This is a genomic window from Patescibacteria group bacterium (genome assembly GCA_018896215.1).
Taxonomy (GTDB): domain Bacteria; phylum Patescibacteriota; class WWE3; order 0-14-0-20-40-13; family 0-14-0-20-40-13; genus JAHINB01.
This window is the reverse complement of sequence record JAHINB010000007.1, coordinates 1-17,472: the sequence shown is the minus strand read 5'-3', so window position 1 is coordinate 17,472 and position 17,472 is coordinate 1. Positions and strand designations below refer to the sequence as shown.

The 17,472-nt window shown below is 38.0% G+C and carries 18 protein-coding genes and 7 tRNA genes; 14 read left to right on the top strand and 11 right to left on the bottom strand.

Going from position 1 to position 17,472, the window contains the following annotated elements:
• The first annotated feature begins 12 nt into the window (after positions 1-12).
• The 5 genes from KKF75_01500 to KKF75_01480 all read left to right on the top strand — a co-directional run bounded on the left by KKF75_01500 (position 13) and on the right by KKF75_01480 (position 3,847).
• Complete coding sequence (locus tag KKF75_01500) at positions 13-2,091, top strand: ATP-dependent Clp protease ATP-binding subunit (protein MBU4380874.1); 2,079 nt, start codon at positions 13-15, stop codon at positions 2,089-2,091.
• Between the two features lie 8 nt (positions 2,092-2,099).
• Positions 2,100-2,432 carry a 50S ribosomal protein L19 gene (gene rplS / locus KKF75_01495; GenBank protein MBU4380873.1) on the top strand — a complete coding sequence of 111 codons (333 nt, stop codon included), beginning with the start codon at positions 2,100-2,102 and terminating at the stop codon, positions 2,430-2,432.
• The gene (locus KKF75_01490; protein ID MBU4380872.1) at positions 2,416-2,832 is read left to right on the top strand and encodes a YraN family protein; all 417 of its coding nucleotides are present in this window, start codon (positions 2,416-2,418) and stop codon (positions 2,830-2,832) included. The genes rplS and KKF75_01490 overlap by 17 nt, the downstream gene beginning before the upstream one ends.
• Before the next feature lie 125 nt (positions 2,833-2,957).
• Positions 2,958-3,031: transfer RNA gene (locus KKF75_01485), tRNA-Lys, on the top strand.
• Between the two features lie 81 nt (positions 3,032-3,112).
• Positions 3,113-3,847, top strand: coding sequence for a hypothetical protein (locus tag KKF75_01480; protein MBU4380871.1), 735 nt, complete (start codon positions 3,113-3,115; stop codon positions 3,845-3,847).
• 11 nt (positions 3,848-3,858) lie between these two features.
• On the opposite strand, the gene KKF75_01475 is transcribed toward KKF75_01480, so the two are convergent.
• Positions 3,859-5,094, bottom strand: coding sequence for a hypothetical protein (locus KKF75_01475; GenBank protein MBU4380870.1), 1,236 nt, complete (start codon positions 5,092-5,094; stop codon positions 3,859-3,861).
• Between the two features lie 319 nt (positions 5,095-5,413).
• Here KKF75_01475 and KKF75_01470 point away from each other — a divergent pair, with 319 nt between their 5' ends.
• From KKF75_01470 to KKF75_01455, 4 genes are all read left to right on the top strand, one after another.
• Positions 5,414-5,680 (top strand): GIY-YIG nuclease family protein, encoded by a 267-nt coding sequence (locus KKF75_01470; GenBank protein ID MBU4380869.1) that lies wholly within the window; start codon positions 5,414-5,416, stop codon positions 5,678-5,680.
• A gap of 9 nt (positions 5,681-5,689) precedes the next feature.
• Positions 5,690-5,764: transfer RNA gene (locus tag KKF75_01465), tRNA-Gly, on the top strand.
• Positions 5,765-5,768: 4 nt separating this feature from the next.
• A tRNA-Val gene (locus tag KKF75_01460) sits at positions 5,769-5,845 on the top strand.
• 158 nt (positions 5,846-6,003) lie between these two features.
• Positions 6,004-6,080, top strand: a tRNA-Glu gene (locus KKF75_01455).
• Between the two features lie 69 nt (positions 6,081-6,149).
• Here the strand turns inward: KKF75_01455 and dcm are convergent.
• From dcm to KKF75_01420, 7 genes are all read right to left on the bottom strand, one after another.
• Complete coding sequence (gene dcm, locus KKF75_01450) at positions 6,150-7,421, bottom strand: DNA (cytosine-5-)-methyltransferase (protein ID MBU4380868.1); 1,272 nt, start codon at positions 7,419-7,421, stop codon at positions 6,150-6,152.
• A gap of 27 nt (positions 7,422-7,448) precedes the next feature.
• Positions 7,449-8,186, bottom strand: coding sequence for an Eco47II family restriction endonuclease (locus KKF75_01445; GenBank protein ID MBU4380867.1), 738 nt, complete (start codon positions 8,184-8,186; stop codon positions 7,449-7,451).
• 35 nt (positions 8,187-8,221) lie between these two features.
• A complete protein-coding gene (locus KKF75_01440; GenBank protein MBU4380866.1) occupies positions 8,222-8,731 on the bottom strand; it encodes a thermonuclease family protein in 510 nt (169 codons plus the stop codon).
• 20 nt (positions 8,732-8,751) lie between these two features.
• Positions 8,752-8,827, bottom strand: a tRNA-Thr gene (locus KKF75_01435).
• A gap of 59 nt (positions 8,828-8,886) precedes the next feature.
• Positions 8,887-8,960: transfer RNA gene (locus KKF75_01430), tRNA-Trp, on the bottom strand.
• A gap of 11 nt (positions 8,961-8,971) precedes the next feature.
• Entirely contained in the window at positions 8,972-9,145 is a 174-nt protein-coding gene (gene rpmG / locus KKF75_01425) for a 50S ribosomal protein L33 (protein ID MBU4380865.1), read from the bottom strand.
• Positions 9,146-9,210: 65 nt separating this feature from the next.
• A tRNA-Thr gene (locus KKF75_01420) sits at positions 9,211-9,285 on the bottom strand.
• Positions 9,286-9,543: 258 nt separating this feature from the next.
• Between KKF75_01420 and typA the strand changes: the two genes are divergently transcribed.
• Complete coding sequence (typA, locus tag KKF75_01415) at positions 9,544-11,364, top strand: translational GTPase TypA (protein MBU4380864.1); 1,821 nt, start codon at positions 9,544-9,546, stop codon at positions 11,362-11,364.
• On the opposite strand, the gene KKF75_01410 is transcribed toward typA, so the two are convergent.
• Both KKF75_01410 and KKF75_01405 read right to left on the bottom strand, forming a co-directional pair.
• The gene (locus KKF75_01410; GenBank protein MBU4380863.1) at positions 11,361-12,548 is read right to left on the bottom strand and encodes a DEAD/DEAH box helicase; all 1,188 of its coding nucleotides are present in this window, start codon (positions 12,546-12,548) and stop codon (positions 11,361-11,363) included. The genes typA and KKF75_01410 overlap by 4 nt on opposite strands.
• A 222-nt stretch (positions 12,549-12,770) precedes the next feature.
• Positions 12,771-13,259, bottom strand: coding sequence for an 8-oxo-dGTP diphosphatase (locus tag KKF75_01405; GenBank protein ID MBU4380862.1), 489 nt, complete (start codon positions 13,257-13,259; stop codon positions 12,771-12,773).
• A 68-nt stretch (positions 13,260-13,327) separates the two neighbouring features.
• On the opposite strand from KKF75_01405, the gene KKF75_01400 reads away from it, so the two are divergent.
• Positions 13,328-13,924 (top strand): hypothetical protein, encoded by a 597-nt coding sequence (locus tag KKF75_01400; GenBank protein MBU4380861.1) that lies wholly within the window; start codon positions 13,328-13,330, stop codon positions 13,922-13,924.
• A gap of 142 nt (positions 13,925-14,066) precedes the next feature.
• Here the strand turns inward: KKF75_01400 and KKF75_01395 are convergent, their stop codons facing one another.
• On the bottom strand, positions 14,067-15,194 hold the full coding sequence (locus tag KKF75_01395) for an MFS transporter (protein ID MBU4380860.1): 1,128 nt from the start codon (positions 15,192-15,194) through the stop codon (positions 14,067-14,069).
• Between the two features lie 307 nt (positions 15,195-15,501).
• On the opposite strand from KKF75_01395, the gene KKF75_01390 reads away from it, so the two are divergent.
• The 3 genes from KKF75_01390 to KKF75_01380 form a co-directional block, all read left to right on the top strand.
• Positions 15,502-16,179: a response regulator transcription factor gene (locus KKF75_01390; protein ID MBU4380859.1), complete on the top strand. Its 678-nt coding sequence runs from the start codon at positions 15,502-15,504 to the stop codon at positions 16,177-16,179.
• Between the two features lie 2 nt (positions 16,180-16,181).
• Positions 16,182-17,180, top strand: a complete 999-nt coding sequence (locus KKF75_01385; protein MBU4380858.1) for a HAMP domain-containing histidine kinase — start codon at positions 16,182-16,184, stop codon at positions 17,178-17,180.
• Between the two features lie 43 nt (positions 17,181-17,223).
• The coding region (locus tag KKF75_01380; GenBank protein ID MBU4380857.1) for a hypothetical protein at positions 17,224-17,472 on the top strand (249 nt) is incomplete at its 3' end.

The window sequence follows — 17,472 nt, the reverse complement described above, 5'->3', positions numbered from 1 at the left end:
AATATCTAAACTATGGTAATTTGCCAAAGATGTCAAAAAAGACCCGCAGAAGTGCAGACAAGCCAAAATATTGGTGGGAGAATTGTCTATGCTCCAGTGTGTCGCGTCTGTTTTGAGGAAATCCAGAAAACCGCCCAAACAGTTTCGTTTGTGGAGAAGTTCGGAAAAGATTTGACCGAAATGGCGCGAGTGGGAAAATTAGATCCAGTTATTGGAAGAGCCAACGAAATTTTAAGAATTGTCCACATTCTTTCTCGTCGTACAAAAAATAACCCAGTTCTAATTGGAGACCCCGGGGTTGGAAAGACAGCAATTGTAGAAGGTTTGGCGCAAAAGGTTGTAGAAGGAAGTGTCCCAGAACAGCTAAAAGGAAAAAGGATTGTTTCTATAGATATGGCATCTCTTGTTGCGGGGACCGCGCACAGAGGTCAATTCGAAGAAAGGCTTAAAAAGGTTTTAGAGGAGGTAATTTCTACCCAAGGTCAAGTAATTTTATTTATTGATGAGATGCATACTATAGTTGGCGCGGGGGCGGCGGAAGGCTCGGTTGATGCGGCTAATATTTTAAAACCAGCGCTCTCTCGTGGGGAAATGCAGCTTATTGGAGCAACCACAATAGATGAATATCGCAAAAGGATCGAAAGGGATAAGGCTTTGGAGAGGCGTTTCCAGACCATATATGTTTCGGAACCAACTGTTGATGAAACCCGAGAAATTATCAAAGGTCTAAAAATTAAATATGAGAAATTTCATCAGGTAGAAATTACCCCCGAGGCTATAGAGGCAGCTGTTACCATGTCGGATCGTTATATTTCTGACAGGTTTCTTCCCGATAAAGCCATTGATTTAATTGACGAAGCTTGCGCTATGGTTAGAATTTCCGAGGTTAAAGAGCCAGAAAACTTAAAAGAGGTCGAAAAAGAAATCCAAGTTGTAAAAGAAGCCGAAAAATTAGCTGGTGGCGAAGAAAAACTGCGTTGCGAGAAACGGTTAGAGGAGCTATCTGTAATTAAAAAAGAGCTTATGGAGATATGGACCAAAACAAAGCTGGAAGACATTCCCCCAATAACAAGAAACGATGTGGCAAAAATTATCTCTAAGGCAACCAACATTCCTTTAGAGGATTTGTCCCAGGAGGAGCGCCTTAAACTTGCAAATTTAGAATCTTTAATTCATAAAAGAGTTGTAGGTCAAGATTTGGCGGTGAAGGCTGTATCCGAAGCGGTAAGAAGAGCAAGAGCTGGAGTTAAAAATCCCGCCAGACCAATTGGGTCGTTTATCTTTTTGGGACCAACCGGCGTGGGAAAAACAGAATTAGCTAAAGCTTTAACGCAGGTTTTATATGGTAGTGACGAAATGTTGGTTAGGATTGATATGAGTGAGTACATGGAAAAGCATGCTATTTCTAAAATGATAGGTTCCCCTCCAGGATATGTTGGGTACGATGAAGCCGGCCAATTAACCGAAATTGTCCGTAGAAAACCCTTTTCGGTGGTTCTTTTTGACGAGATAGAGAAAGCCCATCCCGAAGTTTTTAATATCTTATTGCAGATCATGGAGGATGGCAGGCTTACAGATAGTCATGGGAGGGCGGTAGATTTTAAAAATACGATTCTTATTCTAACATCCAATTTAGGGTCTCAAGTTGCTAAAATACCCTCGATTGGTTTTGCGGACGGTAGTAAAGCGTCTTCGTCTTATGCGCTTATGGAGTCCAAAATTATGGCGGAAGTTAAAAATAATTTTGCGCCCGAATTCGTAAATAGATTAGATGAAATTATCATCTTTAAACCATTATCAGAAAAAGAAACTAACGAGATTGTGGTAAAAGAATTAGAAAAGGTAAATGCGATGTTGGGTTTACAGCAAGTCACTTTAACTTATGATAAAAAAGCTGTTTTGTATTTAGCAAAAATTGGTTTTAGCGAGGAATACGGGGCTAGAATGTTAAAAAGGACAATTCAAAAATATATCGAAAATCTAGTCTCGGACATGATAATTGGAGGGCAGATTAAATCTGGGGATAGCATAAGTCTTGATATTTTAGAAAAACAAGTTAAAATTGCAGTCTGCGAGAAGGTTACAGTTTAAATGGCAATATGCAAGAGGAAAAAACAGAATCAAAATCTAAGCCCGAATCCAAACCCAACTTTAATGTGGGTGATACGGTGGTGGTTCATTATACCGTTTTAGAAGGCGATAAAACAAGAATCCAACCCTACTTGGGAATTGTAATTTCCAAAAAAGGCAAGGGAGAAAGCAAAACATTTACGGTGCGAAGAATTGCCGATGGCGCGATTGGGGTAGAAAGAATTTTTTTGGAAAATTCTCCCAAAATTGCCAAAATTGTAGTTAAAAGTAGAACCAAGGTTAGGCGCGCTAAGATAACCTATATGCGAAAACGAATTGGAAAGAGTGCCTCTAAAGTTTAACTTTTCAGCTTTGTCCGATAGCAATATTCAAACTGGAAAATTAGGTGAACAATTAGCTTGTAAATACCTTGAATCTAAAGGTTATCAAGTTGTTGCCACAAATTTTAGATCTAAAAACTTTGGGGAGATTGATATTGTTGCAACTAAAGGCAGAAAAACTGTATTTTTTGAGGTTAAAACTCGTTCCTCTAATTGGAAAGGAACTGGAGAAGAAGCCATAAATCTGCGAAAACTTAAGGCGCTTTCTCGGGTTTGTGAGATCTTTATCAAAGCTCACCTCGAGTTTCCCCAGTCACTCCGACTAGATGCCATTTTAATTTTGTTGGATTCTACAAATCCCCAAAACTCCACAATTCGCCATTACGAAAATCTAGACATCAACGGAAAATATTGGAATTGAGCAGTTTTTCGTGTACACCCTTCGCTCGCCCTCGGCGAGCTACGGGTATATACCCCTCTAAGCTATTTTTGCAACCTTGCGGGTTGCAAATTAGCATAAGATGGGTATAAAATCCTCGCATTCATGGGCCTTTAGCTCAGGGGTAGAGCAGCTGGCTTTTAACCAGTTGACCAGGGTTCGATTCCCTGAAGGCCCACCACGCTAAGCGTGGTGAATGTCGCGCTAAGCGCGACCACCATCTTTCGGTTGCATTCTCCAAAAAGTGATATAATAAACACACATGGTTTTAAAGTCTGAACTTTTTACAATTAGCTTAGAGGAACAACCAAGTTCTGCCATAAAACCTAAAAGAATATTTAGGTTTAAGTCGTTTATGTTTCTTATTCCTGTTATTTCTATCCCTATTATCTCTTTAAGCCTTATTGCCTTGGTTTATGCATCAAACAACACCTCGTACGCATCTAGCACAACTAAACAACCTAGTCCCCTATTCTATTCTTTATTTTCTGCAAAACCCAAGGTACTTGGTGCTACAACCCAAGGATTTGAAGGCGAAGACCCAAGACCACATATCATCAAACAATTTTATCAAGGGTACTATGGCAACAATGCCCCGCTTGCAGATTATGGGGATTTTATTGTAGAAAGTGCCGATAAGTGGAAAATAGATTGGAGGTTAATTCCAGCAATTGGAATGTGTGAATCTAATGGGGGTAAAAGTATTCCAGAAGATTCTTACAATGCTTGGGGGTGGGCAGCAAGCGAAAGAGATTTGGCAGAAAAAACTGGTAACTATAACAATAATTCTTGGGAGGCAGGAATTGAGCGAGTTACTAAAGGTCTTGCCACTAGTTACTATCATCTAATAAATGCATCTGATGGAATCGATTTTGATGAAATTTGGACAATTATGCGAAAATACACTCCCCCATCAGAGGCTAAAGGTGGCCCTTGGGCAAAATGTGTTTGGCAGTATTACAGCGAATTAACCGAATTTCAGACTCCCGCTAGGTAGCTTCCCATCATCTATGCTTTTTCAAGCAGAACTTTCCAAAATTGTTTTGCGCCGTCGCTTCCAATTTCGTGATTGGAATCTTTTTGTTTAAAATTTTTAAAAGTTTCTAACATTGTTCCTTGATATAAACTCCAGGTTAGTTCAGCGGAGGCCTTGGAACCCTGGGGCAAAATCCAACCGCGGGTGTTTTTTGATGCTGTTTCTATCAACCCATTTCTCTTTAAAAAGTTTAGGTTATCGTGTTCCTGCCTTCCCACAGGTTCGGCTAAAAGCAAAAAAGCTCCCCCCACGCTATCAACATCCAAAAGCGCTTTAAATGCCTGTTCGCTGGGTTTGGTAATTTCTGCCGAGATAATATTTTTCTTGTAAACCGTTTTGTATAGATTGACAGTTTCTCTGTATCCCGATGAAACATATAACCTAACATAACTGCGATGAGACATTTTGTGTAAAAAAATAAGAGTAAATGGCGCCTGTCGGCAAACAATATGAAAAACAAAACGAGGGGACATTTTGTGTAAAGTATGAATTAAGTGAGCAAAAAATTCCATACCCACCGCGGCTCCAGAGACTGGAATAATAATATTTATTGGGGTGTTTTCTGTTGGGTCATACTGTTGCAACCGTTGGTTAATTTTGCTAGCCGAAAGTTTTTGGGAAAACTCTAAAGATACAGGGTAAGGAACAACTTCCACAGGGACATCGGGTAACCCGTCCTTTCTGGCAAATGCTTTTAAAGCATTTTTGGTTTTTAAGCTGGGGCAAAAAATCAGGTCGGCGCTATCTACATACCAGATGTCTTGAGGCGAGTCGTCGGTTACTTGAACGACTAAAAAGACTTCGGCGTTAAGGATTTTTGAAATTTGGTTTTTAAGCTCTCCGAGCTGGTATGCCAGCCCAAAGTGCGTGGATACGATGATAATTTTTTGGGGTTTAACGCTTCGGTCTTGTACCAGATGAATAAATTGATTTAACAGATCGTCAGTGTGAGTTTTTAGATATTTGGTGTAGATTTTTGTAAACCAATACCCCGCCTTTCCCTTTTGGGTAAACTCCATCAGTTTTCTTGCCCAGGTATTAATGCTAGAAAAGCGGTGCATGGTTTCGGTTGTTGAGTCTTGGGCGGTAAAAACGGTGTATTTTAAATGTGGCGGAATAGCCTCTATCAGCGCGTCTGTTACCCTAATATGCCCCAAACCAGCTGGAGCGTAGGTAAAAACAATAAGGGTTTCTTTATCAGTATCCACACTAACAGTTTAAACAATTTTAAAATAAAGTTCTAGTTGAAATTTTCTTTGGGGAGATAATTGATTAATTGATTATTGTAATATTTGTCCTAAATCTTGTTATAATACTTATATGCCCAAAACTATTAAGTATTTGATAATAGTGGCGTTTCTTACTATAATCTCGGGATTGTTGGTTTATCTCGCGGGTTTAATTTCGTTAGGATGGATTGTTGGAAAGAATTTGTAATGCGAGGGTAGTTTCCGCCAAAAGCTCCGCATTTTTGCGGATCTGCCATAATGCGCTTTGCGCTTTAGGCAGACAGTGTAATATATAAAAATGTTCTATTATAATTATGTTTTGTTATGTAAAAAAGATAGTGATAAATCAGAGTTTTACATTGGGATAACATCCGATCTTAAAAAGAGAGTACAGCAACATAAAAATAGATGTGTTAAATCGACAAAGGGGTTTGATAGTGTAGAGCTGGTATATTACGAAGCATGTAAAAATAAAACAGACGCGAGGCATAGAGAAAATCAATTAAAGACAGGATTTGGTAGGGGGTATTTAAAAAGGAGATTAGAAAATTTCGTGCAAATATAGTTTTTAATTGCGAGGGTAGTTCAGTGGTAGAACGCTTCCTTGCCAAGGAAGAGGTCGCGGGTTCAAGTCCCGTTCCTCGCTCCACTTCGGGCGGTTAGCTCAGTTGGTTAGAGCGCTTCAGTGACATTGAAGAGGTCACAGGTTCGAGTCCTGTACCACCCACCACGTAATATCTTAGCGATCCCCGACTCCGCCAACTGGCGGAAGGTCGGGAGAGCATAGAGTTTTACAGTGTGGCGTTGAATCCGAGCTTTGCGAGGATTCTTACGCTACCGTATGGATGCCAAGATTTAACGTGGCACAGCCATTTTGTTTAATACCGTGGCCCCGTCGTCTAGTGGTCTAGGATATCTGGTTTTCATCCAGAAGATCGCGGGTTCGAACCCCGCCGGGGTCACCACTAACCTGTTCCAAAATGGAACAGTTTACATTGTGTAGAAAACGCGCACATTCCAAATCGGTAAAAGAGTTATTCGGAAATTCCGAATAACTGTAACGGGTTGTCTTTTGTAACTACTGGTTTAACCTCTACCATTGTCTCAAAATCTGGTTTGTTTTCTAGCATTGCTATCAAACATCGTCCCAAATGATAGCCAAGATTAACGGGTACAGCATTGCCAATTTGTTTATACTTAGAAGATAATGAACCAGCAAATTCCCACTCGTCGGGAAATGATTGAATTCTCGCATATTCTTTATAGGTTAAAGGTCTAGTTTCGTCGGGGTGACATCTTTCTGTCTGCTTTTGAGCAGGAGCACAAGTTAAAGTAAGACTTGGTTCATCCCACGATAATCTTCTAGCCATTCCCGTTTTTCCTCCTTCCATATAAAAACTGGCTCCCATATATTCCTTTTGTAATTCTAAAGGCAAATCTCGCCAATAACCACCGGGGGGAACTAATTCCAAAATTTTCCTTTTTTTGTCGGGGTATTTTTGACCTTCAGATTTTGGAACATCTTTTAACGCATCTCTCAAAACTGTTATGTAATCTTTTTCTTTTGGAAATAAAATTGGCAAATCTAAATCATTTCTAACAGCAATAATTAATAGCCGTTCTCTTTTTTGTGCCACATCTAAATATTGTGCCCTTACAACTTTATAGGCTACTTTGTAACCAGTTTCTTTAAGAGTCTCTACCATTGTTTTTAATGTCTTTCCATTGTCGTGTCGCAATAATCCCTTAACATTTTCTCCAACGGCAATTTTGGGCATTGTTTCTTTTACACACCTTGCAAATTCAAAAAACAATGTTCCCCTTATTTTATCCTCTAGACCCAGTTTTTTTCCTGCATAACTAAATGTTTGGCAAGGAAAACCGCCTTCCACAACATCTACATTTTTACCTGTAAATGTAATATTTTTAATATCGTCCTGAACTACATTCCATTCTGGTCGATTATTTTTTAATGTAGAGACGGCGTTTTTATCAATCTCTACCATTAAAGTATTAACAAATCCTGCATTTTCTAAACCCAATGCAGTCCCACCAGCTCCTGTAAATAATTCGATGGTGGTATATTTTGTTTTGTATGCTGATTTTAGAATTTTAAATTCTGTAGGTGTATAAAGACCGTTCTGCTTTTTATTTACTCTTTCCACCTCATCTAAATTAAATAGACGATAGTTATTTTGGGATCTACTAGATTTTATGAGACCTTTCTTTTCCCATCTTCTAACGGTGTCAGAAGACACACCAATTTTAGTAGCGGTTTCTATAACTGTGAGGGTTTTATCTTGCATGTAAAAATGCTACCAATAACCATTGCATTATGCAAGGGTTACCCACTTATTGTTTTTGAATGCTTTGTTGTAAAGTTTGTGGAACAAAGGCTCTAAGCTGTAGTCGTGAGATTTATTGCCATTTTGTATTTTACAGATAGCAGTAGGTAACACATTGTAAAGCTCTTCTAGGGCATTTTTATCACCAGTAACAATTTCATAAAAACTACTCCCATCAATCCTTCTTATATTTTTGTTACTTTTTCTGTTAACCTTGGTTTTATTATCCGATGGTTTAAAGGTTTTATTATAAATAGCACCACTCTTAGGTATTATTTCCACATAATAAGCTATATACCCTTTATATTCGCCTTTTAATGCAAATTTTAAGTTATCATACAGCCCCTTTTTATCTGAACCTTTTGTGGTGTTATATTTATTTTTTATTTCGGCAATAATTTTTCTTTCGATATTTTCTACATCAATGATTTTTCCAACAGGAAGATTTTCCCATCCAGTAACACTACCAATAATCACTTTGTGAAATTCTCCGACAGCATTTTGTAATGTCTTTTGTCGCTGCCTAGCCTTTTCTTGTCCTATCCAATCTTTTAATGAAATTCCAGCACTGGAAGCATCAAAAATTGCCGAAAAAGGATCCACAGAGTTTTTGTAAAAATCTCTGTCGTCTTTAGTAGCATTTTTTATTCTAGTAAGAACTGTTTCTACAGCTAAAAATAATTTTGCGTTAGAGATAAATGGTAGAAGCTGTTGTTCTTTATGCATAGTTTTAATAACTATAACAAAATTCTAATTAAAAGTTATTTGCATTCTTTCCAAAGACCTAAATTGTTCTTTTTAGCTTGTTGTTGGAGGTCTTTGAGTAAGGACTCATACTTTACATCTGGTTCATAAGTAATTTGTTTCGCAAAGCCTAATTTTACCAATTCCCCATTGATAAATAGAGCATCTTTATAGACATAACGAAGTTTTCTGTTATATCTATCTTCATCCGAAACATCTTGTTCCAACGACACCGTTTGATTTTCTAGCAGGTTTGTCAAATATTGTTTTGCCTCCTCGGCGTAACATTTTGGATTTTTAACTGGTTCAATTTCCGAGGCATCAATACCAATAAGACGAATATGGTCACCGTTTTCCATGACAATGGTGTCGCCATCAATCACTCTTGTCACTTTTTGTAAATTTTGAGTGGACTCAACAACGGGACTTGGAGCTTGAACTGGTTTTTTTGCGGAGTTTGTATAGAAATACAGGAACAATAAAGACGCGACAAGGGTTTTTAGGATATTTAAGTATTTTTTAGGCATGGTTCGATTAAACTCACCATTGGAGCCTTCTTCCAGGATCGAACTGGAGACCTCATCCTTACCATGGATGCGCTCTGCCAACTGAGCTAAGAAGGCATCAGAATACAAACTAAACTCCTGCCGACTTTAGGTCGGCAGATCGCTAAGATATTACGTGGCACGGGCGGAAGGAGTTGAACCCTCGTTAATGGTTTTGGAGACCATCGTTCTACCGCTGAACTACGCCCGTCCGTCAAAAATCTACTTCAACTTTGCGCTTTCCTTATGCATTGTTGTTTTTTTACACCACTTGCAATATTTGTTAAGCTCAAGCTTTTCTTTTTGCTCGATCTTGTTTGCACTTGTAATATAGTTTTGCCTCTTGCATTTGATACATATCAAATGGAAGATTTTTCGGTTAGTTTTTTTCGCCATGTTGGTAAACTTTCAAACTAAAACTAATAATAAAATAACAAAGTAATCTAACGCTGTTTATAACTTGGAGCCACCTATTGGATTCGAACCAATGACCTATTGTTTACAAAACAATTGCTCTACCACTGAGCTAAGGTGGCTTAAAAAGGTGGCTCCAAGTTATGTCCTCGCCTTTGGCGAGGACCACAAAATTGTTCGCACGGAGTGCGAACATTTCGCCGTAGGCGAAAGATGCTACTCTACCACTGCCTGCCCGCCAAAGCTGAGCCGTTAGGCGATGCGGGCGGGAGCTAAGACGGCGTAATTCGACTCCAAGCTTTAGTATCATACCAAATTTTTACTCGTCTCAAAAGGGTCAGCTACCACAAGCATTAATTTAAGAGTATAATCCATCGGTCATGGATATTAGAAATGTCGCTATTATTGCCCATGTTGATCACGGAAAGACCACACTTGTTGATGGCTTGTTAAAGCAATCGCATACTTTTAGAGATAACGAAGCTCAAATGACCCAAGATCTCATTATGGACTCTTTCGATCAAGAACGCGAGAGAGGCATTACCATTTTAGCTAAAAATACGGCAATTATTTACAAAGGAACTAAAATAAATATCATCGATACTCCGGGACATTCTGATTTTGGTGGTGAAGTAGAACGAACTTTAAATATGGCGGATGGCGCCTTGCTTTTAGTTGACGCGCAAGAAGGCACTATGCCACAAACTAGATTCGTTCTTAAAAAAGCTTTAGAGTTAGGACTTAAAATAATTGTCATTGTAAATAAAATAGACAAGAACAACGCTAGAGTTAAGGAAACCTTAAAAAGTATTTACGACTTATTTTTGGATTTAGCAAGTTGCGATGAGCATTTGGATTTCCCAATAATTTACGCGGTGGGAAGACAGGGAAAAGCTTGGGAAAAAGAACCAGAAAACTTTGATGATTTAGGAGATCTATCCCCTATTTTTGAAGCGATTTTAAAATACATTCCCGCCCCCTTGGCCGATCCAGCAAAACCTTTCCAGATGCAAATTACCAATTTGGACTGGAGCAGTTTTTGCGGAACTTACTGTATTGGCAGGGTTTCTCGTGGCGTTGCAATTCCTGGGATGAAGGTAGTAAATATCGCCGAAGGTGGAAGTACAATCTTGTCCACAATAGATAAGGTCTATCTAAACCAAGGATTAAAAAGAGTAGAAACACCAAAAGGAGTTGCTGGGGATATAATTGCCGTTACGGGAATTAAGTTTGCGGAAATTGGAGATACTTTGTGCGATCCCCTATCTCCCGAGAAGCTTCCAAGATTAAAAGTAGAGCACCCCACCATTAGTATGTCAATTGGAGCAAACACCTCTCCCTTTAAGGGAACCGAAGGGAAATTTATTACCGCGAGGCAAATTCTCGAGAGAATAGAGAAAGAACTCAAAACAAATGTTGCCATGAAGTTTAAAATCGACACAGAGGGTCGTTATATTTTATATGGACGCGGGGAATTGCATCTTTCGGTTTTTATCGAAACCCTCCGTCGCGAAGGTTATGAGGTGGAGGTTGGAAAGCCCACGGTGATTTTTAAAGAGATCGAAGGTGTTTTATCAGAACCTGTAGAAGAACTTACGGTGGATGTAGAGAGTGCGTACGAGGGCGCTATAAAAGCGGAAATTGGCAAACGGCGAGGTGTTTTATTGTCACAATCGCAAATCTCGGAAAATACCCTAAGAATGGTTTTTGAAATAACTACTCGCGGAATTATTGGTCTTAGAGGAGTTTTGCTCTCCATTTCCCGAGGGACTGCGGTTGCCAGTTCTGTGTTTTTGCGTTACGACAAGGTTAGCGGTCAAATTAGTAAATCGCGAAGCGGGGTGTTAATTGCCTCTAACACCGGAAAGGTTGTTGCCTATGGGCTTGTTACCGCCCAAGAAAAAGGAGCTACCTTTGTTGTACCCACAGATAAAGTTTACGCGGGGCAAGTTATTGGAATCAACGGCAGGGATTCCGACATGGAGATAAATGTTTGTAAAGAGAAACAGCTCACGAATAACAGATCGGTAGGAGAAGATACAGTATTTTTAGTTCCTCCAACGGTGTTTAGCCTAGAACAGTATTTGGTATTTTTAGAAGATGATGAATTGCTCGAAGTTACGCCAAAAAGCCTAAGGTTACGAAAAAAGATTTTAGAAAGTTCTTTGCGTCATCGACAAGCTCGAAAAGGAAAGAGTTAATCAATCAAGGTTACAGCAACGCCAGCTTTTCCTATTCTTCCCGTTCTTCCAATTCTGTGAACATAATCCTCGTAGGTTTGAGGCAAATCAAAATTAATTACATGGCTAACATTTTTAATATCAAGACCTCGTGATGCCACATCGGTAGCAAGAAGTATCTTAATTTCGTCATTTTTAAATTGAGCTAAAACGCGCTGTCTTTGTCCTTGTCTTTTGTCTCCATGAATTGCTCCCACTTTAAACCCGCGATCCAGCAGTTCATTGGACAATTTTTCTATGCCCCACTTGGTTCGCCCAAAAACAAGAACTTTACAATAGTCCTTTTGGATTAGTAAATCATGAAGCTTCTCGATTCTGTTGCTGTTGGATGGAATACGAACAACCTCTTGTTTAATGTTTTGGGTGGTGTCGGAAACTTTGGTGCTTATTGTTATGGGGTTTCGAACAAAAGCGTTTAAAATCTCTTTAACCTTGGTGGATACCGTTGCCGAAAAAAATAAAGACTGGCGATCTTGTGGCAAGAGTCCAATAAAGTATTTTATCTCCTCCAAAAAACCTATATCTACCATTCGATCTGTTTCGTCAAGTACCACATTATTAAACTTACTAAGGTTTAAAACTTTTTGCCTGATTAAATCTTTTAACCTTCCTGGTGTTCCAATGACAAAATTGGAGTTTGCCCGAATCATTTTAATTTGGGGATAGATGTTAGAACCACCAGTACAAACAGCCGAAAATACTCTCATTCCGGCGGATAGTGCTCTAAATTCGTCATTTATTTGTTGAGCAAGTTCTCTGGTTGGTGTAATAATTAAAACCTTTTCGGTTCTATCGCGATAAACTTTGTTAATCAAGGGGATAAGGAACGCAGCGGTTTTTCCAGTTCCGGTGTTAGCGATTCCAATGACATCGCGATTTAGCATTACCGCGGGAATCACTTGGTCTTGAATTTCTGTTGGTGTACGGTAGCCTTTATTGACAACATTCATTTTTAGGATGGAGTCTAGATTTAACAAGTTAAAAGGGTTCTTAATCTCACAAATTTTAGGCGCAACAGCAGAAATAGTTCTATTGGAAATTTCTATTTGACGAAGCAGATCGTATTTGGAAAATTTTCCACGATTAACACTGCCACGATAATTTTTAGCGCTAAAACGCCGATAACGGCTACGGTTGTATTGCATTATGATTTAGTTTCTGCGGAAGGTTAAACAAAGGTAAAGAGGTTAATCTACCGAAGACTTATTGCAATATAGCATATTGTTAGTTTGTCCACAATGACAAAGAAAAAGATGGTGAATATTGATTTATCAACCCAAAACTCTTCCACTTCGGAAGTGGAAGTTTACTTTAGAGAAAAAGATGTTGGTTGTAAAAATAAGTCCTACAACCAGCACTGAAAGCGTCTAAAAGCTATCAACAAACCGCATAACCTTTCTCGTCAACTTCTCCAAATCATCCGAGTCCTCGTAGTAGAATGAGGCGCAGATTTTCTTCCCCTCAAGAATCGAGGGCAACCAGAACTTGTCAGCCTGCCCCATCATTTGGTACGGAACATCCTCTACACGATACCACGATGGTTTCATTTCCTCGGTTTCACATGGCTCTCCTTCCCAACTCGTTACCACAAACACATGACATTCGTGAGTAAGGTCGGGATCATAAAAAAACACTTCGCCAAACTTCTTCATTGTGTTTATTTGAACACCGAATTCCTCCCATGTTTCTCTCTTGCCACAATCTTCAAGAGTTTCGTCACCTTGTAACTTACCTCCCGAGCCGTTAAGCTTTCCTACAAGAAAGCCCCGTTTTTTAAGACCAAGAAGAACTTCCCCCGGTCTTACCAATAAACAGATCGTGTAGATTTTCTTCATTTTCTCCCCTTCTGTATTCATAAGATACTATTTTAATAACATTTAATTAGTGTGTAGTCATTACACAATATGGTGCTATAATACACACCATGAAAATCTGGTTTGGAACTACAACATTACATTTTTCTGACTATAAAGAATACTATCTAAAAATTCGCGAACATTTACTTAGTCTCGGACATGTACTAACCGACGATTGGATTGGAACTTGCGGAGATTGGATTGAACAACACCCAAATACTAAAAGGGATATAAAAGAAATATACGAATCGGTAACTAAAGCTGTAAGAGATGCCAATGTTTCTATTATTGAATTTACCGTACCAAACTTTAGCACCTCTCACCAAATTACTTATTCCTTGCAACTTAAAAAACCAACGCTTGTTTTAAGATTAAAAAGAGAAAACTCTTTTCCCGATTCTTACATAGAGGCATTAAACTCACCTTACCTAACAATTAAGTTTTATACTCTAACAAATTACAAAGAAATAATTGACGAGTTTTTGGGGTATTCTTCTATAGAAGATAATGATGGACGATACAATATTGTTTTATCCAAAAAACAAAAATATTACCTTGATTGGGCATGTAACAAATATGGACAAAGTCGTTCAAAAATAATTAGAGGTTTAATTGAGGTAAAAATTCAAGATGATAAAACTTTTAAATCGTCTTTTAGCCATTAGCTATAAGGTACTACCCGACATCGGGTAGTACCCGAGAATTTGTTGTACCTAGAGCATTTACTTCAAAAGGGGTTTATTTATTATGACAAAAAATAGCAAGCTATACACAGAAAAAAATCTTCTACCTTCGAAGTGGAAGTCACTACAAGATAAGTTTAATACTTTTTCTTTTGATAGCGAGTATCGCTAGAAGTCCAGTAGTAATAATTGCTGTAAACACCATTAATTTTGAAAATCCCAATCCACTTATGATATATCCCGCTACTAAAATATAGAACGAAGAAAAGAGTCTCATTACCATATTCTTGAACGACAAAACGCTAGCCTGGTGTCCCTTGGGTGCGGACTCATTAATTAGAAAATCTGTGTGTGTTTGTAGGTAACCACTAATAAAATGAAGAACAAAAAGCCCTAAAAGTGATATTAACCAAAAAGAAGTAATTCCAGTTAGTAAAGTCGCACCTAAGCTAATTAATATAGGTACAATAAAACCGAGTTTTGCTATTTTAGGGTAAAATTTCATGCCAATTGCAATAAAAACAGAAGCGAGTGCAATAAGTACACCCCAAAACGCAAGATCTATCCTTAATACCTCAAATAAAGGATTGTAAAGCCATTTAAAACTAACAAAAAAACCGCCGGTTACAAGCCCGATAATTGTGAGATAAAAAATGTTCTTATCTCTTGCAACAATAAACAAACCTTCCTTGGCTTTATTAAAAATATTGCCTTCTTCCCTTTGGTGCAAATTCCGACTCATTAAAAAAACCAAAATGGCACCTAATAAATATAAAAGAGCACTTAAGAAAAAAGTTAATGAAAAGCTATATTTAGCAATCAATGAACCCAAGATAATAGTGATTACTGACCAAGTTTGTGAAGAGTAATTTATGTTAGAAAAATCTTCTCTAAAATTTTTTGAAACTGACGAGATTAAAACTGTATCACTTCCTGACATTAAAGTGACCGACACAGAATACAAGACCATAAGTATGGTATAAGAAAGAAAACCTAAGGGAAAACCCATCAAAAAAACCACAATAGCGGATAATAAATATCCCAAAAAAACGGAGGTTCTGGGAGAAAAATAATCGGCAATAACTCCAGTAGGATATTCAAAAAGCACTACACACAGAGAATGTATGCTAGAAATTAAAAATACTTGCTTTAGGTTAAAACCTCTGGATTGAAGGTAAACAATAATTATTGGTAAGAAAAAGTAGCTTGTTGTTAAGATACGGGCTAATTTTATTTTTGCTAGGTCTGTCATTTTTTCTACTGTTAATTATATACCTAAAGCATACTTCGACCCTTGGAAAAAGGAAATAGTCAAAACATTCTTCCACTTCTGTGGTGGAAGTTGTTGAGACGCGTTCGAGTTTTGGGCTTAGTTATAAGGTACTACCCGATTTGGGTAGTACCCGACAATTTGTTGTTAAATCAAGATATTCTCAACGCAGGTTAAAATGTTGTTACAACAAAGAAAAAATGGGGTGAGACCTTCTGCCAGTCGGCGGATTGGGTCTCACACCTCTTGCATTCAGCCAGAATTAAGTAAGTGGAGTACAATAAGCCTTATGAAAATACTTATTGTGGAAGATGAACATAGAATTGCCGGATCGATAAAAAAAGGATTGGAGCAAGAAAAGCATCTTGTAGATGTTGCTTATGATGGAGAAGAAGGTTTGGATATGGCATCAAGCGGTTCTTTCGATGTAATTATTTTAGATTTAATGTTGCCCAAAATGGACGGCTTAACCGTTTGTAAAAATCTTCGAGAAGAAAAAATCCATACTCCGGTTATTATCCTAACAGCTAAAAGTCAGATAAGAGATAAAGTTGCTGGTCTAAATTGCGGGGCGGATGATTATCTCACCAAACCGTTTTCTTTTGAAGAGTTATTAGCTCGCATAAAAGCATTATCACGAAGGTCTAGTCATGAAATTAAATCAACAATTGTCTCTCATAATGATTTAACTTTAGACTCAGAAAGCTACAAAGTTATGAGAAGTGGTAAGCAGATTGATCTTACAAGTCGCGAATTTATGCTGTTGGAGTATTTGTTAAAAAACCAAAAGAGAATTTTAACCAAAGATCAGATTATTGATCGGGTATGGAATTATGATTCCGATATTTTGCCCAATACCGTGGAGGTTTACATTAAAAAACTACGAGATAAAATAGAGGTTCCCTTTAAGGGAAAGTTGCCAATTATAAAGACGGTTAAAGGGTTTGGATATAAGGTAGGAGAGTAAGTATGTTTAAAAAAGCACGACTAAAACTTACCGCTTGGTATTTGGTGATCATTATGGTCATTAGTATTTCTTTTAGTTTCGCTTTATACGGTATTTTGCAAACCGAAATTCATCGCTTTGCAATTTTGCAAAGAGGTCGCTTCGAAAGAAGGTACTCCCCTTCCCCATTGGGTTTCTCTCCAGCTATTGATGCAGATCTAGTCGAAGGGTTAAATCGGCGATTAATTTTTTCTTTGATTGTAATCAATACTGGAATTTTTATCGTTTCAGCAGGTTTGGGATATTTTTTAGCTGGTAGAACGCTAAGACCAATCAAAAAAATGTTGGAAGATCAAAATAGATTTATCAGCGATGCTTCGCACGAGCTAAAAACCCCGATAACCGCGCTAAAAACATCTTTGGAGGTGGGTCTTCGTGATAAGAATCTTACTCTTGCCAAGGCTAAAGAACTAGTCGCAGAAAACCTTAGCGATGTAAACAGGTTGCAAAAACTTACAGAAAGTTTGTTGTCCATTTCCAATTTCCAAAGCAACGCCAATTTGTCCAATTTGACGAATTTGTCTTTAGATGAAATTCTTGAGACTGCTAAAAAACAAACAAGTTCTCTAGCTAGGATTAAGAAAATAAAAGTTAAATTAGAAAAGACCGATCAAAAGATATTTGGCGATAAAAACAGTCTCGCGGAGCTTTTTGTGGTCCTTTTGGATAATGCCATTAAATACAACCGTAAGGGCGGTAATGTGGATATCACTTTCAAAAATACCGCAAACATGGCAGTTGCAGAAATTTCCGATTCAGGAATTGGTATCTCTAAAGAAGATCTCCCCCATATCTTTGACCGATTTTATCGAGCGGATTCTGCCAGAAGTCAAGAGAATCACAATGGATTTGGTCTTGGTTTATCCATAGCAAAACAGATTGTAGACAATCATCACGGGAAAATTGTTGCCGAGAGCGAAATCGGAAAAGGCTCAATATTTAGCGTGTATCTCCCAACATAACTATTCAGATTAAATTAAGTTAATAAGCCTATACAAAAAAGATATGAATAAAATGATAAAAAAGGTAATAGCGCTTTTAATTGTTGTTGGAATCGTGGGCTTTATTTTTTATAGAGTTTCTAAATCAAACAAAAATACTGTCGAGTACCAAACCCAAGTTGCCACAAATGGTGTATTAGTCACCTCTATTTCCAGTTCTGGATCAATAACCTCGGGTAATAATATCAATATAACCACAAAAGTATCCGGGGTTGTAAAAGCAGTCTCTGTAACTAACGGGGATACAGTAACC

What these genes read in the sequence shown, in the direction of transcription:
- KKF75_01385 (MBU4380858.1), top strand. Translation starts at nt 16,182, where the DNA reads ATGTTTAAAAAAGCACGACTAAAACTTACCGCTTGGTATTTGGTGATC.
- KKF75_01400 (MBU4380861.1), top strand. Translation starts at nt 13,328, where the DNA reads ATGAAAATCTGGTTTGGAACTACAACATTACATTTTTCTGACTATAAA.
- rplS (MBU4380873.1), top strand. Translation starts at nt 2,100, where the DNA reads ATGCAAGAGGAAAAAACAGAATCAAAATCTAAGCCCGAATCCAAACCC.
- KKF75_01405 (MBU4380862.1), bottom strand. Translation starts at nt 13,259, where the DNA reads ATGAATACAGAAGGGGAGAAAATGAAGAAAATCTACACGATCTGTTTA.
- KKF75_01390 (MBU4380859.1), top strand. Translation starts at nt 15,502, where the DNA reads ATGAAAATACTTATTGTGGAAGATGAACATAGAATTGCCGGATCGATA.
- KKF75_01500 (MBU4380874.1), top strand. Translation starts at nt 13, where the DNA reads ATGGTAATTTGCCAAAGATGTCAAAAAAGACCCGCAGAAGTGCAGACA.
- KKF75_01445 (MBU4380867.1), bottom strand. Translation starts at nt 8,186, where the DNA reads ATGCATAAAGAACAACAGCTTCTACCATTTATCTCTAACGCAAAATTA.
- rpmG (MBU4380865.1), bottom strand. Translation starts at nt 9,145, where the DNA reads ATGGCGAAAAAAACTAACCGAAAAATCTTCCATTTGATATGTATCAAA.
- KKF75_01440 (MBU4380866.1), bottom strand. Translation starts at nt 8,731, where the DNA reads ATGCCTAAAAAATACTTAAATATCCTAAAAACCCTTGTCGCGTCTTTA.
- KKF75_01480 (MBU4380871.1), top strand. Translation starts at nt 3,113, where the DNA reads ATGGTTTTAAAGTCTGAACTTTTTACAATTAGCTTAGAGGAACAACCA.
- KKF75_01410 (MBU4380863.1), bottom strand. Translation starts at nt 12,548, where the DNA reads ATGCAATACAACCGTAGCCGTTATCGGCGTTTTAGCGCTAAAAATTAT.
- typA (MBU4380864.1), top strand. Translation starts at nt 9,544, where the DNA reads ATGGATATTAGAAATGTCGCTATTATTGCCCATGTTGATCACGGAAAG.
- dcm (MBU4380868.1), bottom strand. Translation starts at nt 7,421, where the DNA reads ATGCAAGATAAAACCCTCACAGTTATAGAAACCGCTACTAAAATTGGT.
- KKF75_01470 (MBU4380869.1), top strand. Translation starts at nt 5,414, where the DNA reads ATGTTCTATTATAATTATGTTTTGTTATGTAAAAAAGATAGTGATAAA.
- KKF75_01395 (MBU4380860.1), bottom strand. Translation starts at nt 15,194, where the DNA reads ATGACAGACCTAGCAAAAATAAAATTAGCCCGTATCTTAACAACAAGC.